Source organism: Flavobacterium cucumis (genome assembly GCF_900148835.1).
In the GTDB taxonomy this organism is placed as follows: domain Bacteria; phylum Bacteroidota; class Bacteroidia; order Flavobacteriales; family Flavobacteriaceae; genus Flavobacterium; species Flavobacterium cucumis.
The window spans coordinates 354749-372513 of record NZ_FRYK01000002.1; the positions used below are offsets into that span (position 1 = coordinate 354749).

General features: G+C 32.8%; 11 protein-coding genes. 5 read left to right on the forward strand and 6 right to left on the reverse strand.

The annotated features are described in order from the left end of the window. Nucleotides 1–33 precede the first annotated feature (33 nt). The 6 genes from BUE95_RS07665 to BUE95_RS07690 all read right to left on the reverse strand — a co-directional run bounded on the left by BUE95_RS07665 (nt 34) and on the right by BUE95_RS07690 (nt 9245). Nucleotides 34–585 (reverse strand): serine O-acetyltransferase, encoded by a 552-nt coding sequence (locus BUE95_RS07665; RefSeq protein WP_073583526.1) that lies wholly within the window; start codon nt 583–585, stop codon nt 34–36. 68 nt (nt 586–653) lie between these two features. Next, nucleotides 654–1046, reverse strand: coding sequence for a response regulator (locus tag BUE95_RS07670; protein ID WP_073583080.1), 393 nt, complete (start codon nt 1044–1046; stop codon nt 654–656). Between the two features lie 25 nt (nt 1047–1071). Further along, a complete protein-coding gene (locus tag BUE95_RS07675; RefSeq protein ID WP_073583082.1) occupies nt 1072–1827 on the reverse strand; it encodes a LytR/AlgR family response regulator transcription factor in 756 nt (251 codons plus the stop codon). 282 nt (nt 1828–2109) lie between these two features. Next, a complete protein-coding gene (locus BUE95_RS07680) occupies nt 2110–3306 on the reverse strand; it encodes a sensor histidine kinase (protein ID WP_073583084.1) in 1197 nt (398 codons plus the stop codon). Nucleotides 3307–3543: 237 nt separating this feature from the next. Then, a complete protein-coding gene (locus BUE95_RS07685) occupies nt 3544–4473 on the reverse strand; it encodes a PorP/SprF family type IX secretion system membrane protein (RefSeq protein WP_073583086.1) in 930 nt (309 codons plus the stop codon). Nucleotides 4474–5237: 764 nt separating this feature from the next. Then, nucleotides 5238–9245 carry a T9SS type B sorting domain-containing protein gene (locus BUE95_RS07690; RefSeq protein WP_084530247.1) on the reverse strand — a complete coding sequence of 1336 codons (4008 nt, stop codon included), beginning with the start codon at nt 9243–9245 and terminating at the stop codon, nt 5238–5240. 413 nt (nt 9246–9658) lie between these two features. On the opposite strand from BUE95_RS07690, the gene BUE95_RS07695 reads away from it, so the two are divergent. The 5 genes from BUE95_RS07695 (at nt 9659) to BUE95_RS07720 (ending at nt 17746) form a co-directional block, all read left to right on the forward strand. After that, nucleotides 9659–11068, forward strand: coding sequence for a PAS domain-containing protein (locus BUE95_RS07695; protein WP_073583090.1), 1410 nt, complete (start codon nt 9659–9661; stop codon nt 11066–11068). A 27-nt stretch (nt 11069–11095) separates the two neighbouring features. Next, nucleotides 11096–15202 carry a PAS domain-containing protein gene (locus BUE95_RS07700; protein ID WP_073583092.1) on the forward strand — a complete coding sequence of 1369 codons (4107 nt, stop codon included), beginning with the start codon at nt 11096–11098 and terminating at the stop codon, nt 15200–15202. Beyond that, a complete protein-coding gene (locus BUE95_RS13500; protein WP_084530248.1) occupies nt 15199–16803 on the forward strand; it encodes an ATP-binding protein in 1605 nt (534 codons plus the stop codon). The genes BUE95_RS07700 and BUE95_RS13500 overlap by 4 nt, the downstream gene beginning before the upstream one ends. A 102-nt stretch (nt 16804–16905) precedes the next feature. Then, nucleotides 16906–17340: a response regulator gene (locus tag BUE95_RS07715; RefSeq protein WP_073583094.1), complete on the forward strand. Its 435-nt coding sequence runs from the start codon at nt 16906–16908 to the stop codon at nt 17338–17340. Between the two features lies 1 nt (nt 17341). Beyond that, the gene (locus BUE95_RS07720) at nt 17342–17746 is read left to right on the forward strand and encodes a response regulator (RefSeq protein ID WP_073583096.1); all 405 of its coding nucleotides are present in this window, start codon (nt 17342–17344) and stop codon (nt 17744–17746) included. Nucleotides 17747–17765: the final 19 nt, after the last annotated feature.

Consider the following 17765-nt stretch of genomic DNA (forward strand, 5'->3'; position numbering starts at 1 on the left):
TATAGAAAATTACAATTTAAATTAAATTTCTATTTATATATATCCTTCTGAACCATTTGTTGAAATAGCAACAGCTGGTACTCCTAACATAACTGCATTCCGTGAAACGTTTTTATTAATAAGTGAATTGGCTCCTATCAATACATTATCTTCTACAACAATATTACCTACTAAAACTGCATTAGCTCCTATGTAGACATTATTTCCAACAACAGGAACACCTCTATCATTTCTTTGTCCTGAAACACCAATAGTAACTCCTTGTGAGACATTGCAATTATCTCCTATGATTGTCCTTGCATTCATAATAATACCCCCAAAATGTCCAATATAAAAAGAATGTCCAACTTGAACAGAAGCCGGTATAGATATCCCAGTAGTTATTTCAACAATTTTTTGCCAAAACAAACATCCAATTTGTAGAATTTGTTTTATCAATGGTATTTTCATTTTGAAAACTTCATTGGCAACCCTGTACTGTAAAATAGCCCAAAAACCTTGTGTAAAAAACACTATGGTAATAAAATTACCTCCATACTTTTTATACTTTTTAAAATCAGAAGAAATATATTTAAAAAGTTTCATATTCATTTGAATTTGATACTATCATATTACCTAAAAAAGAAGGGGCACAGTTATATAATTTTGACGAATTAAAAAATCAAGGACGCTATAAACTCTTTTGAAATAGGCTTACTAGTAAAAAGCACATTGGCATCGAGCTTAGCTTTATTGATATAATAATCATCAATGGTAGAAGACACAATACAAATTTTTGTATAATCGGTTAAAACTTTAGAAAATTGATTAAAATGCTCTATAAATTCAAAACCATCCATTAATGGCATATAAATATCTAAGAAAATAAGATTGGGCAATTTTTGGGTATCGTTCTGGAATTCTTGTAAATATTGCAATGCCGTAACCGAGGAATTAAATTCCATAATGTCAATCGTATCATCGTGACTATTAATCAACTTTGAAGTAATGTAACAATCGAATTCATTATCATCAATTATCATTATGCTCTTTAAACGCTTAGTCATATTCTTATGTTTAATTAACCTTCTTTTACAATTTTATAAATCTAACAAACTCTTCTTGTCTTCTTTTCGCAATTGGCAATGAAATACCATTTGTAAACTCACAATAAAGACCATCCTTTTTATTAATCTTAACAATATGCTTTATGTTTATAACATAAGAATGATGTATTCTAAAGAAATAAGCAATAGGCAATATATCTTTGTATTCACCAAGATTTTTACTAGACAAAAACCTAGCCCCATTTTTCATATAAAATTCTGTATAGGAACCTTCTGCCTTGCAAAAAACAATTTCATCAATTTTAATTAACTCAATCTTATCCACAAAAGAAATAGCAAGAAACTCACTAGAATGTGATGCCGTATTAATCGCATTGATTTGAAACAATTTTTGATTTTGAAAACTCACCTCCATTTCAATGGTTTTAATTGCCTTATACACAGAAACTATCAAATCATTAAACTCAAGAGGTTTCAATAAAAAATCAATCGCATTAAATCGATAAGCATCATAAGCTAACGCTTTTTCATCTGAAATAAAAATGATCTTTGGGAGATTAAAGTTCAACTCTTTTAAAAATCCAAAATCAGCTAAATTGGATGCCGTTGGATTCATAAAAAGTAATTCAGGCTTTTCCTCTTTTATCTGACTAATACCATTCTTAATAGAATCTGAAAAACCGCAAAGTGTAATTATAATGGCGTTGTCCTCGGCAAACTTTTTGAGTTGCTGAAGGCTTTCTTCATTTTCTTCTAGTACGAAGGCTTTTACTAACTTCATTGATTAGATACTATTCATAAACAGAAACTAAGGTACACAAAAAAAAATTAAAACCGAATTTTAGAAATAATTTATTTAACCCATTAGATATAATGTGTTTTAATAAATAAATTTAAGGGATTACAAATTTTTAATTTTTTCAATTACAATGACGCTTTCATAAGTTCCATGTTTTGCAAATGTAGCACCTTAGAGTTACAATTGCAAAAGATAGTATTTAAGACCTGGAAAAACGAAATTCTTAATGAGTTGTATATTTTTTTACAATTTCATCAAACAAACTTATTTAGGAAATGCAATAGTAAAAGTAGTGCCAATATCTTTTTGAGAACGAACAGTGATTGTTCCTTTAAGCCTATCAATATGCTTCTTAACTGTCGCAAGACCTAGCCCAGTTCCTGCAAATTCTGATTGCGCATGCAGTCTTCTGAAGGGTTTCAAAATGGTTTCAAAATGCGACTCTTCAATACCAATTCCATTATCAGAAACATCAAAAACGTGTTGATCCAAAGTTTGTGAGTATTGAATGCTAACTTCTGGAACAACATTTGGCTTTTGATACTTCAATGCATTCTCGATTAAATTACTAAAAATTAATGTCAAAGCTAATTTAGATTTTTCAATCGTTGGAAGTGTATTATGAATCAATTTTGGCGCATTTACGAGTTCCTCTTTACAAAGGGAATTAAAAATTTCAGGAACAAAATCCTCTAAATTGATGCTTTCCACATCCTCTAAATCTTTATCCGATTTTGCAAAATTCAATAAAGCTACTATAAGCGCGTCCATTCTGCCCACATTATCAAAAACAAACTTAAAATACTTCATTTCTTTTTCAGACCATTCCTCTGGACGGCCCGATTCTATAAGCTTTAAAAAAGAAGTTATAGAACGTAGTGGCGATCGCAAATCATGTGCTGCTGTATAAGCAAAGTCTTCAATATCTGCAGCATAAGTATCAACTAATTGCTGATAGGATTCCAACAGTAGATTCTTTTTTCTAAGTTCTAATAAATAAACCACTTGTCTAGACAACTTTTTCAACGCTTCTTTTTGCTCTTCTCCTAAAAGTAAAACTTCATTATTACTCAATACACACAAAGTACCAAAAGAAATTCCTTGATCGTTAGATAGTGGAACGCCATAATAAGAAACCAAATTAGGAGCTTGTGTAACAAGTGGATTGTTCCTAAATCGCTCATCTATCCTTAAATCATTAACCGCAAAAAAATCAGCATCTGACATAATAGCGTGATAACAAACGGAATATTCTATTGGTGTTCCTGTTAAATCAATTCCGTGATGAGATTTAAAAAATTGTCTTTTATCGTCAACTAAGCTTATTAAAGAAATAGGCATGTTACAGATAGCAGAAGCTATAGCTGTAATATCATCATACATGGCCTCTGGTAAGGTGTCTAGAATTTGATACGCATCCAAAACTCTTGAACGCAATGCTTCTTGTGTTGCTATACTCATTTTTCTAAAATTTATGAAATGCCTATTTTTTTGTATTACTGCTATCACAAAAAACAAGCTAAAATTGCTAATAGTAATAACAATAAATAATTTCTATTTATAATCCACCATACTATCTAATCTCAAATATACCCAAAAATAATTGGATCTCAATTGCATATTAACCTTAAATTAAGAAAATATCCACACTCATTTACATTCGAAATAGTCTTTGAATGAGATAAAACAAATTCCAAATCAAAAAAATCTTGGCGAATATATTTTATTTGATGAATTGAAAATTTCAAACCTTAAAAACAACTCGTGCGACCCTGAATTATAGTTGGCTAATTTAGACGTTTCAGCATCATAAGAATAACCTAAAAAAATCTGGTCGGAAACTTGAAAACCCACCAAACCGCTAAATGACGATTCCAAACGATAGGCAATTCCCAAAGTCAATTTTTCAAACAAAAGAAAATTAGAGGTCAAATCCAATTGCATTGGAAAACCAGCTCTAAACTTTGATAATAATGCAGGCTTAAATTGTATATGCTCATTCAAATCAAACACATGTCCTGCCATAAAATAATAATGCAATCGCTCCTCAACTAATGAGGTAGAATTGTCATCATAATGACTGGTTTCTAAAAAATTAGGAATTGAAAAACCTAAATAAAACCGATCGGTATACCAATAAACTCCTGCACCAATATTAGGAGAAAATCGGTTGTCTATATTGTTCTGATATTGCGGATCTGTAGGGTCATCAATCAATAACTTAGAATAATCTATGTTTAATAAATGTCCTGAAGCTTTAATTCCAAAAGACAATTTTGAATCCATCGGCAAATCAAACTTATACGATATATCAATCCCAATCGTATTATCTACAGACGGACCAATCTCTTCGTTTAAGAAGGAGACTCCTAATCCTAAATTGGAATATCCTAAAGGGGTCTGCATCGAAAACGAACTCGTTACAGGCGCACCGTCGAGTCCTACCCATTGGGAACGGTGATGACCGAAAAAACTAACCACTTCCCTTGTACCAGCATAAGCTGGATTAAAAACTATGGGATTATACATATAGTTTGTGTACAAAGGATCTTGCTGTCCTATGAGTACAAAAGGTAATCCTAAAAACATTAGCAATACCATCGCTCTAAATCGGGGGATGTAATTCATGGGGGAAATAATTTAAAGGTTTTACAAAATCGTGGTAGTTTAGTTGCTCACGCGCCTGAAGGAGTTGTTACACTCCCTCTGGCTGTGAGTCCCCTAAATTTCCCCACGAAATTTATTTTTAATATTTTAATTCTCTTGCTGCTTCTCTTCTGTAATTCTCGTAGCGATTTTTGTTGCTCACGCGCCCGAAGGAGCTGTTACACTCCCTCTGGCTGTGAGTCCCCTAAATTTCCCCACGAAATTTATTTTTAATATTTTAATTCTCTTGTTATTTCTCTTCTGTAATTCTCGTAGCGATTTTTGTTGCTCACGCGCCCGAAGGAGCTGTTACACTCCCTCTGGCTGTGAGTCCCCTAAATTTCCCCACGAAATTTACTTTTAATATTTTAATCTCTTGTTTCTGCTGCAATTCTCGTAGCGATTTTTGTTGCTTACGCGCCCGAAGGAGCTGTTACACTCCCTCTGGCTGTGAGTCCCCTAAATTTCCCCACGAAATTTATTTTTAATATTTTAATTCTCTTGTTATTTCTCTTCTGTAATTCTCGTAGCGATTTTTGTTGCTCACGCGCCCGAAGGAGCTGTTACACTCCCTCTGGCTGTGAGTCCCCTAAATTTCCCCACGAAATTTACTTTTAATATTTTAATCTCTTGTTTCTGCTGCAATTCTCGTAGCGATTTTTGTTGCTCACGCGCCCGAAGGAGCTGTTACACTCCCTCTGGCTGTGAGTCCCCTAAATTTCCCCACGAAATTTATCTTTAATTCTTTACTCTTTTTTAATATACAAATAACCGGATTGCTCCTTACGAGAAACACCTTCACTTGTTTCAAATCCATATTCATAATTCAACACATAAAAATAAGTACCTGTTGGTAATGTTGTATTAGTATTTGACATTGCTGTAGAGGTACCATTAAAAACATTACTTCGATTATCATATCCTGATACTTCAAAAACTTTTTCTCCATAACGATTAAAGATCGTAATTGAATTATTCGGATAACATTCAATTCCTTCTAATAATAACAAATCATTTTTTCCGTCACCATCTGGAGATAAAGCATTATATACTTTCACATCACATGCTACGTGCAAGGTTTGTGTTAATTCTGAAACATTACCACATTCATCAGTTGCACTCCAAGTTCTAATCACCTTATTAAGACTAGTACAATCGCCACCAATAGTTGTTTCTTCATATCGAATAGTAACATTACTCAAATCATCAAGTGCAATAACTTCAGGTACACTAGGAATTTCGTTACAACTAATGTATAAATTCGGAACAATCTGCGAAGAAAAAACGGGAGCAACCTGATCCTGAATTTGTACAATTTGAGTAAAGAAACTTTCATTTCCACACAAATCAACAGCAACCCATTTTCTAACAACTTTGTAACTACCAACACACAATCCTTCCTCAATAATCTCATCATACGACATCGCAACATCACCGCAGGTATCTGTTGCAAAAATTAAATCAGAAGACGGAATTGCATCAATAGTATCTAAATTCAAAACGGTTTCATAATCCGCTGAAAAAACAGGAGCAATTGTATCCACTATCTCAAATATTTGAGAGCATGTAAAAACTTCTAAAACTGAAGTTTCATTCGTTTCTCTACTTCCATTAGAATTAGTATCTTCATACAATGTTATAGTATAGGTGCGTGTTATAAGAGTCCCACATGACAACTCCCCTACATTTTCAGCAATAATTTCAACAATACCACAATCACTTCCCGAAATAATACCACCCCCATTTCCAAGCGCCTCAAATTCCGCTATAGTTAACACTGTTGCTGTGGGAATTGCTGAAGCACAAGAAACCGAAGTAGCTGTAAAAACAGGGCAACTTACTTCAAATTCGCAAACAGGTACGTATAAGGATAAACTAATCAAAGCAGCATTTGATACATTTCCCTGATAATCCTTAACGGTATAATATTGTGGTTGTGGCACGCCAGTGAAACCCAACACAGGAGTAAAATCAATCGTTCCTGTTAAAGTGTTTACGGTCCAAACGCCTTCATTAGCAACAAGGATTTCATTTGTTGTACCATTTGCATAAACCAAAGCTATGGTTTGAGGATCCACTAAATCTCCTTGTATATCATTTTGTAAAACAAGTAAAGAAGTAGATACTCCTGCTGTATACGCTAAAGCATCATTTGTTGCAATAGGCATGGCGTCAAAAGTAATAGAGGCTTGATTACTTACTGTACCATTGAAATCTTTGATGGTATAATTAATCGCAGTTGGTGTTCCTGTAAAACTTGAAAAAGGAATAAAACCAACCATTCCATTCCCACTATTTACAGACCAAGTTCCCTCGTTAGGGATATCCAAACCTTTTATTTCTCCAAGCGAATTCAAAATCAAATTAATAGCAGTTGATGGCGCTACAAGTTGAACAGTTGATGGATCCACTAATGCCCCTTGAACATCATTTAAACTTACATCAAAATAAACCGGGGTTCCATTAGTATACAAAACCAAATCATCACTTGCAATTGGACAAACTGGAGCTTGAAAAACAACGGTAATGGCATTACTATTGGAACACTGCGTTGCATTATCAGTAAAAATAAAATGATAGCTACCGGCCAAAAGTTGATCAACCGTAAATGTTGGAGTAACTCCTGTATAGATGGTATTGGTTGTCGTTTCTTCAATTTTCCAATTTGTAGGCAAACCTGAAAAAGTTACAGCACCAAAATCGGATAAACAAGTAGGCTGAACTACGTTTGCGATGGCAGCATCTGGTGCCTCATACACCAAAAACTGTTGCGAAAATTCTCTACCACATGCATCTTTCACTTTTGCAGTATAAGTTACTCCTCCTACAAGATTTGTAAACGTAGCAGATGTTTGATAAGGCGCTAATAGAGTAGAACCAGAAGCATCTAACAAAGCAAACTCATAAGGAGCCCCACCTCCTGTTGCTACTAAATCAACCGTCGTGTGACAAGCATCGATAGAGGAAAAATGAAAAGGTATTAATTCAGTTCTAAACTTGTATTCATAAAGATACCCTCCAACCAATCTTGGTAAAGCATTCAAACCTCCTAATTGAATTGGTCCTGAAGGGGCATCAAGAGCGCTTACACCTCCATATCTAAAAAAATAATCCTGATTGTTTGGCAAACTTGCTTTTATTGAGATGTTGTTACCTCCCGAGTGAAAAAAATAAAAAGGAGCACCTGAAGTTACAGTACCATTCAAAGCTACAGAACCATCCGAATTATAAATCGTAACATTTTTACCTGCTAAATTTTTAGGCATCGTTATATAAACTTCAACCATTTCATTAACATCCCCACAATAATTTAGCGCATGAGTTATTGTAGTGTTTCTTGCACAGGTTGTAGTATAATCAAAAGTATTGGTTTTCCCACAAGCATCTGTAACTGTAAAATTATAGGTACCAGGAGCAAATGCAAAACTGTTATCATAGGTCAACAAAGTGGACAGGTTAGCAGAAGGCAAAACTATAGAATAAGGATACTGAATTGCATTTGATGTAGTAACAGCTACACCATCACCTGATTGTGTTGTGTATTCTGCTGGTCCTGAATTAAAAGTTACTGTTAAAGGACCCACAGCCAAACTCGATATAGGCAATTCGTTAAAATTCAAATAGGTAACATCGTCAAAATAAGGAAAATAATCATAAAAAACATAACCGGCACCACAACTCACTGAAGGTTGAAAAGGAACACTTTGTTGTTTTAACTCTTGTTGTATAGTAACCCCACAAGCATCAACCAGTGTAACCACATAATCAACATCAAAGCGTAAACCTAAACTCACTGGAACAGAACCACCAGCTGCTACCATATTCACATGAGTCAAATCTACTAGTTGAGGCACTATAGGTTGGTTGTAAATATTTAAAGCTACTGCATTGGGTTGATCTCGCTCAACCACAGAAATTTGTACGGGATTAGTAGTGTTATTTCTAAAAAATTTTAAATCAAACCCCATAGAACAAATAGCATTAGGATTGCTCGCATCTTTAATTCTCGGCGTATCAAATACTATGTCTTGAACAGAGGGAAATGTTACATTACCCCCAACAAGTGATCCGCATAAATTAGATACAGCATATTGTAAGTCACTATTATTAAAAAAGGAAAAGGGCAAAACAATATCAAAGGTAGCCCAACTAAAGCCTGGCAGCGGATTGGATTGCGTAATAGTATTAGTGAAAGACATTGTTGCTCCCAAATTATTTGTAAAAACATAGGTTAAACTCCCTCCAGTCCCTGTAGACAATGTACTTACTTTATATTTTAAAAGTGCTCCACAAGTTGAACTTGATGGGTCTGCAAACCTATCTTTCATTAAGATTTCAGTTCTCAAAATCGCTGAATTGGTGCTCGGATTAATAACGCTAATCGCTTTATCTGAACTATTTCCACCACAAGCATCCATGATATCAACCACATAATTTCCAGCAACTAAACCCGAAATGGTAAAATTTGAAGCATTTGATGGAATAACAAAATGCATAGGAGCACCTGGCCCAGACAAAACACGAACAGTAAATAACGAATTTGTAAAATCAGCCGAACCTAAAATAGATGAAATGTTAGCGATACGAATTTCCCCATCATTACCACCAAAACATCTCGGTGACCAAGTAGTTAATGTAAAATTATCCGAAGGACGCACGTTAGAATCTACACATTGTGCAAAAGAACTTACTTTTACAAAGAATAAAAGTAAAAACACGAAAAGTAACGGATGTGGGGATAATTTCAGATTCATAATTTCGTATTTTTAGGGGAACATAGACATCTCTTTTTCTTAAATTGTTAATCAAAGTTGTGACTATTTAAAGTGGTATTCAATCTAAATTTGATAAGTGTACTTAAAATGAGAATAAGTGTGTTTTTAAAAAATGGCCCAATTCCAAACAAACACCCCCTTTTTATCAACACATTAAAAGAAAAAATTTTTCAGCTGCTCGAAAGCAGATTAAGGAATCATCTGTGAAAAAACAATCCAAAAAGACAAAGCACAAACAACAAACGATGTTTATCCAATAGCGCTGGCACCCAATAAAATGAGTGCAAAAAAAAGAGTACAATAGTGATAAAAAAATTAAAATTGTATTATATTTACAAAAGAGAACAGCAAGCCAACTTGCTTATTAGCATTATTTTAATAGTTTTTTTTCCATGCACAACAAAAAAAGTAATCCTGAAGAAAGCAAAGCAAAATTACTTCTAGAACAAACAGAAGCAATTGCAAAAACAGGAAGTTGGGAACTCGATTTAACTACACAAGAACTCTATTGGTCTGATGGCGTATTCTTGATATTAGAATATGTACCGCAAAGTTTTAAAGTTTCCTTTGAATTTGGAATGAGTGTTATCCATCCAGATGATAGAGAAGCTGCGCTTCAAGAAATGAATGAAGCAATAAATCAAAACAAAGAATACAGTATTAAAAAACGATTTGTCACAAAAAATGGAACAATCAAACACATCCTGTCATCTGGAAAACTGCTAAAAGATAAAGACGACCAACCTTATAAAATTATTGGCGTTTTTCAAGATATAACGGATTTTGTAAAAACAACAGAAAAACTCCATACAGTAAAATCTCGACTAGAGGTAATATCTTCAACTATTGATGGAATATTATGGGAAGCTGATGCAAACACTTTTGAATTTACTTATGTAAGCAAACAAGTAGAGAAAATCTTAGGATATACTCCTAACGAATGGCTTGAAGAAAGAAACTTTTGGCAAAACAAAATCCATCCCGATGACTTAGACTTTGCCCTTAATTTTTGCCACAGTGAAACCTTAAAAGGTCGTGATCACGTTTTCGAATATCGCATGCTGAAAAAAGATGGTCAATACATTTGGCTTCAAGATCGTGTAAGTGTAATAAGTTCAAATAATAAACCTAAGACCCTCAGCGGCCTTCTTATTGATATTACAAATGAAAAAAACATTCTAAAAAACTTAGAGGAAGAGAAAAATTTAAACAAAGAAATAATTGAAAAACTTCCGAATGTGATTTTTATTTTTGATGAAAATAGAAAATTCTTATTATGGAATGAAAAACTCTTACAATTGAGTGGATATACGCATGAGGAGATGAAAAAATTAAAACCTATCGATTTTTTTGATAAAAAAAATGAAGAGGAGCTAATAGCACACACGCAATTTGTTGAAAAAGTAGGCTATGGAGAAATAGAAACCGAATTCTTAACCAAATCTAAGAAAACCAAACCCATGTTGTTTATCTCTTCAACATTTTATTACAAAGGAATGAAATGCTTTTACGGAATAGGGATTGATTTAACACAAAGAAATAGTTTGCTTGAAAAACAAAAAAAATTAAACAAATCAATAGAAGATATTATTCAATTTGCTCCAGAAAGTCTTGTAGTACTAACCAAAAAATTAGAGATATTTAAAGAAAATAATGCCTTTGATGAACTTATCAAGTCTTATGCTTCAAAACTAAATTATACTAATGAAGAACTAAAGGCTCAGATTCTCAATCAAATCAATCCAACAAAAGACAATAAAAAAACGCTTACCTTACATATCAAAAGAAAGTCAGAAAGCTAAAATCCGCTCCAAACACTTAAAAAAAAAATGAGAAAAGCGAAAGAAAATAAAATCGATGAAATTATCTTAGAATACAGCATTGCCAAACTATCGCTTCATGACAATGAAGAAGAAAATACCATTATAGCACTTAAAGACATTACTGAAAAAGTAATCAACGAAAATAAAATAAGCGATAGTGAAAAAAGATACAAAGCACTTGTGCAACATGGTGCAGACCTAACAGCTGTTCTTGACACAATTGGCAATTACACTTTTATAAGTCCCAATCATTTAAATATTCTCGGTTACACCGAGAAAGATTTAATTGGTTATAATGGATTTGATTTCATCCATCCAGACGATGTACCATTAATTCAAAGTGAATTCCAACAAATTTTAGCATCTGGACGTATTCAATCTTCTCCTTATCGATTTAAAAAGAAAGACAATACATGGTGTTGGGTTCAATCTACAGGAACAAATTTATTAAACGATCCCGCTGTTGGAGGCATTGTCATAAACAGCCTTGAAGTCTCTAATTTAATTAATACCCAACAAACCCTACAACGAAGTAACGAAAGATTCGAATTACTTAACAAAATTACCAAAGATATCATCTATGAATGGGATGTCGTTCAAGATGAGTTTCACTGGGGAGAAAGTTTTTCAAGAATCTTTGGCTATGAAATAACTAACAAAAAGTTTCGAAATCACGATCTTTCCGAAATCATGCACCCTATTGATAGTGAAAGAACCAAAGATTCATGGTTTGAATACCTTCACAATCCCAATCAAAATCAATGGACAAACGAATTTAGACTAAGACGAAAAGACGGGTCGTATGCTTATGTTGAAGAGTCTTCCATAATCATACGAAATGAATTAGGTGCGCCTTTAAAAATGATTGGAGTGATTCGGGATACTTCCGAAAAAAAAATCATAGAAATTCAAAAAACAGCACAAAACCAATTCTCAATTTTATTCAGCCAAAATAAAAAACTAAAGGAGCTTCTAAGAGATGCTTTGCGTTTTTTAATTACCTATGGCGAATTCTTAGGTGCAGAATTGTGGCTATTGGACAATCAAAATAACGTTTTAAAACAAGTTTGTGCTGAAAGTAGACCCGAAAACAAAAATCACATCTTAAATAAAAAAATAAAAATATATAAAAAAGGAGATGGTTTACCCGGTCGTGTCTGGGAAACAGGTGAAATTGAAAACAGGTTTGAAAAAACAAACCATGAAAACAATCCATCGCAAAACACTCAAAAAAATATTACGGCTCTAGGATTACCTATTACACACAATTCTAATTTTGAAGGGGTTTTAATCGTTTATGCTAATGAAAACATAGCGAAGGATTTTACCAAAACGGATCCGCTACTAAATTTAGGAAACCTGCTCAACACCGAAATAAAGAGAAAACACCAAGAAGAAATGCATTTCTTGATGTTTCAAAGTGCTCCCGATATCATTGCCACAGTCAATCAAGAGGGTTACTTTACCAAAGTAAATCCCGCTTTTTGTAAACTTCTTGGATATGCAGAAGAGGAGATTACGTCTCAACCCTTCTCAAACTTTATCCATCAAGAAGATTTAATAGCTTCTAAGAAAGAATATAAAAAAACAATAAATGGTTTTAGAAATGCTTTTAATTTTGTCAATCGATATCGCACAAAAAATGGTGATTATAAATGGATTTCTTGGAGTTCATCAGACCCCTTTGGCGATGAAAAATTAGCATTTGCTTATGGAAGACACATTACAGACATCATTGAACTTCAAAAATTGTTTAGTGAAACCGCCAAACTAGCCGAAATTGGAAGTTGGGAATTTTCTTTTGAAAAAAAGGAGCAACATATTTATTTGTCAAACGTCATCAAAGATCTTTTCGATTTAGATCGTGAAGACGAAGTCACTTTTGATGAATTCATCCAATTCTTTCACAACGAAGACAAAGCCAAAATAAACAATCTGATTCAGAAATTAATTCACTCAGGAAATAAATTTGATACCGAATTTCAAATTAAAACCAAAGACGGCAACTTGAAATGGATTAGATGCATCGCCCAATCTGAAATGAATACTAAAAAGGAATGTAAAAAAATATTTGGTAGTATTCAAAATATTGAAAAACAAAAAAACAACGAATTAGATTTAGCTAAAAAAAACAACTATCTAGCAGCTATAACTCAAATCAATACCGAACTATTACAAACAGAAGATTGGAAACAATCCATCAACAATATTTTAGAAACAACAGCTAAAATAATGAATGCAGATGGTGTTCAATTTTTAGAAATCCATGAAAACAAAAAAAGAAACAAAATCCTATACATTCAAAAGTTTGAATGGTTAAAAAATGGAAAAAAAAATTCCAAGAAATTTCCAACATTAAAAGAGATTAATAAAGAAACGTCTATCTACAAAACGTTACAAAGAGGGGTAACTTATTTTGGTTCCAATGCCGAACTGTTGAATGGAAAAGCAACGACAAAAAAACTAAAGTCAGTTATCATTCTTCCCATAATGATAAACAACGCTTTATATGGCGGCATTGTCTTTATCGATAATAATTTAGAACGCAAATGGAACATCAGTGAAACATCATTCTTGTTTAATATTGCTGTAAATCTTACTACAAAAATTCAAAGAACCAACTCGAAAAAAGAACTAGAGAATTCGTTAAACGAACGCAATAACATTCTAGAAAGTATTGGTGATGCTTTTTTTACGGTAGACAATAATTGGATCATCACCTACTGGAATAAAGAATCCGAGAGAGTAACAGGATACAACCGGAATTATGTAATTGGAAAGAACTTTTGGGAAGCTTGTGCTAAATTAATTGGGAAAAAATATCAAGAGAAGCGTTTTCAAAACATGAAAAAAGATAAAAACATTGCTTTTCAAGACTATTTTGAGGATTTAAATGCTTGGCTTGACATCAATATTTATCCTTCAGATTCTGGTTTGTCAGTATATTTCAAAGATATTACTAAAACAAAAAAATACGAAGAAGAAATAATCGCCTCCAACGAACGCTTTGAAAAATCAACTTCCGCAACCAATGACGCCATCTGGGATTGGAACATGGAAATAAATCTCTTATACAGAGGAAGAGGTTTTAGAAAATTATTTGGACACGAAATCCCAAGAAAAACTTACAATTCAAATGTCATACAACTAATCGAATCATCAATGCATCCTGAGGATGCAACGGGTGTTGTAGCATCACTTAAAAAAGCAATAGCCAATGCTGAAATCAAAAATTGGGAAGCAGAATATCGTTATAAAAGAGCAGATGGAACCTATGCGTATGTAGTAAACCGATGTGTACTCATAAGAGACAAATTTGGAATGGCAACCCGTATTGTCGGTGCCATCCAAGACATTACGGAAAGAAAAAAACAAGAAGAATCCTTAAAACTCTTAAATAAAAAATTAGAAGCACAAACCAAAGAACTAATTAGCTCGAATGAAGAATTAGAACAGTTTGCCAATATAGCGTCTCACGACTTGCAAGAACCTTTGCGAATGATAACCAGTTTTTTAACACAACTTGAGAAAAAATATTACAACCAACTCGACGATAAAGGAAAACAATATATTCAGTTTGCTGTAGATGGCGCTCTGAGAATGCGAAATATCATTTTAGACATCCTAGAATACTCAAAAATTGGAAAAGATGCCGATATTGAAATGGAAAGCATCGATATAAAAGCAATAATTAACGATATTTGGAAAATAAATAATAAAACGGTTGAAGAAACTAAGGCTAAAATTCAATATCAGGATTTGCCTGTTATCCATTCATTCAAAACACCAATAATGCAAATTTTTCACAATTTAATTGGAAATGCCCTTAAATATAAAACCCCACAAACAAAGCCTATAATAAAAGTTGTTGCTCATGACAAAGAAAGTCACTGGCTTTTTAGTGTAGAAGATAACGGAATCGGAATCCAAAAGGAATTCCAACAAAAAATCTTTGAAATTTTTCAAAGACTTCACACTAAAAACGAATTCAGTGGTACCGGAATCGGACTGGCTATAGTAAAAAAACAAATTGAAAATTTAGGCGGTACAATTTGGGTAGATTCAGAATTCGGAAAAGGAAGCACCTTTTATTTTACACTACCAAAAAAATGAAAAAAATCAATCTATCGTTTGGTTATGGACCAAACCAATTAGCACTCTTAGCTTTCATCATATTGCTAGCAATTACACAATCTATTGCTTACAAAATTTTTTGTATTGAAAAAGACAACCAATTCAATATAGCAAAAGAAGAAGCCACTCACATAAAAAACCAATTAAATAGCGCTATCAATTATAGCTACAACGCTACTAAAATTGTTGCTTTTTTAGTTGAAAAAAATTTATATGAAGAAAACTTTGAAACTGTCGCTAAAGACCTGCTGTCTGAAAATAAATTTATTGATGCTTTGCAAATTGTTGAAGGAACTAAAATCTTAAAAACATACCCCATTAAAGGAAACGAAGCTGCTATCGGTTTTGATATTAAAACGGAAAAAGAGCATTTAGATGCCATTGAAAATGCGGTAAAACATAACAAAATTTATTTTGAAGGTCCCATTAATTTAGTGCAAGGAGGCAAAGGAATTCTAGGTCGTGAACCTATCTATAAAAACAACAAACTTTGGGGTTTTGCTGTTATCTTAATCAGACTTGAAACCTTACTAGAAACCATTAAAATGGATGAAAAAGGGCTAAACAAAAATTTCACCTATCAAATTGTCAAAAACAGCACTGAAGACAGTGAAATAAAGACTTTTTTTAATAATAAAATCGATACCAAAAAAGACATTTACCACAAGACTTATCTTTCTTCTGGCGAATGGTTTCTGTATGTAAAACTAAACAATCCCGTACACCATAAAAGAGCTCTTGAATTCTCGCTTCAAGGACTATTATTATGCTTAATCTTAACTCTTTTTATTCGTCACTTGGCCGAACAACCTTTAGTACTCAAAAAATTGGTAGCGGAAAAAACGAAGGATCTAGAGAACTTAAATCAGGTATTGAATGACCGTGCTCAAGAATTGGCGAATGTAAATAAAGAGCTAGAATACTTTGCTTATATTATATCGCATGATTTACAAGAACCCTTGCGAATGATAACCAACTTTTTAACCCAACTGGAAAAAAAATACGACCATTTACTAGATGAAAAAGGAAGAAAATACATCTTCTTTGCTGTAGATGGCGCCAAAAGAATGAAAAACATTATCTTAGACATCTTAGAGTTCTCAAAAGCAGGAAAACATTCAGATAAACCTGAAAAAATAAAAGTAAGTGAGGTGATCGATCAAATTATTGCATACAACAAGGCAACCATTGAAACAAAAGAAATTCAAATATCGTTTCAAAATTTACCTGAAATAAAGGGCTATCGTTCTCCTATTTCACAAATTTTTCAAAATTTAATAGGGAATGCAATTAAATATTCAAGAGATAATGTTGCGTCAACTATCGAAATATCCGAATTCAATGCTGGCGATAAAATGTGGGGTTTTGCTGTTAAAGACAATGGTTTAGGAATTGACAAATCTTACTTTGAAAAAATATTTGTACTGTTTCAAAGAGTTCATCCAACTGAAATACAAACGGGAAGCGGAATAGGGTTGGCCATTGTTAAAAAATTGATTGAAAATCTAGGGGGCAAAATATGGTTAGAATCAGAAGTAAATCAAGGTAGTGTCTTTTATTTTACACTTCCTAAAAATTAATTAGAAAAAAACTAAATAAAATACAATTCATTATTTTTTTTTATTAGTAATCAATAAAAAGTATACCTTTAGATAAAATTAAAAACATAAACACATTAAAACATGAAGAAATTTGAAATCTTACTGGTGGAGGACAACGAAGGAGATATTGTTTTAACGGCGGAAGCATTTGAAGAGTGTCAAATAGATTCCAATTTAAATGTAGTTAAAAACGGAAAAGAGGCATTGAATTATTTGGGCATTGAAACCGATCAAAAACCAAAAAATGCATATCCAGACATCATATTATTAGATATTAATTTGCCGCTATTAAATGGCCATGAAGTACTCTACCAAATAAAAAATAACGAAAAAACAAAACACATCCCCGTCATTATCTTAACGACTTCATCGGCATCTGTTGACATCAATAAAACGTATGAAAATTATGCCAATTGTTTCATTACTAAACCTACCGACATTAACGACTTTTTCGAAACCATCAAAATATTGAGTAAATTTTGGTTTCAAACCGTAATGCTATCGGGTAAAAATTAATATGTTTAAAGACACACAAAATTATAACCTTGCAGTTATAGAAGATAATGAAGGTGACTTTTTTCTACTGCAAGAATACATATCTGAAAAAGTCAATAAAATCACAATTACTCGTTTTATACGTTTTTCAGATTTTGATAGTTACATTCAAAACCAACCAAAGTCGGTTGATGTTGTTATATTAGACTTATCGCTTCCTGATAAAAATGGTTTAGAATTAGTTCAATCTGTTTTAGAAAAATCCCCTAATACCCCCGTAATAGTACTAACAGGATATTCCGATGTAAAAGTTGCAGAAAAGTCAATTGATTTGGGCGTATCGCTTTATCTCTTAAAAGACGAAATAAATAGTGAAAGCCTTTACAACAGTTTAACACTTACACTTGGTACACAAGAAATTTTATAACTCCAAAAAAATTACAACT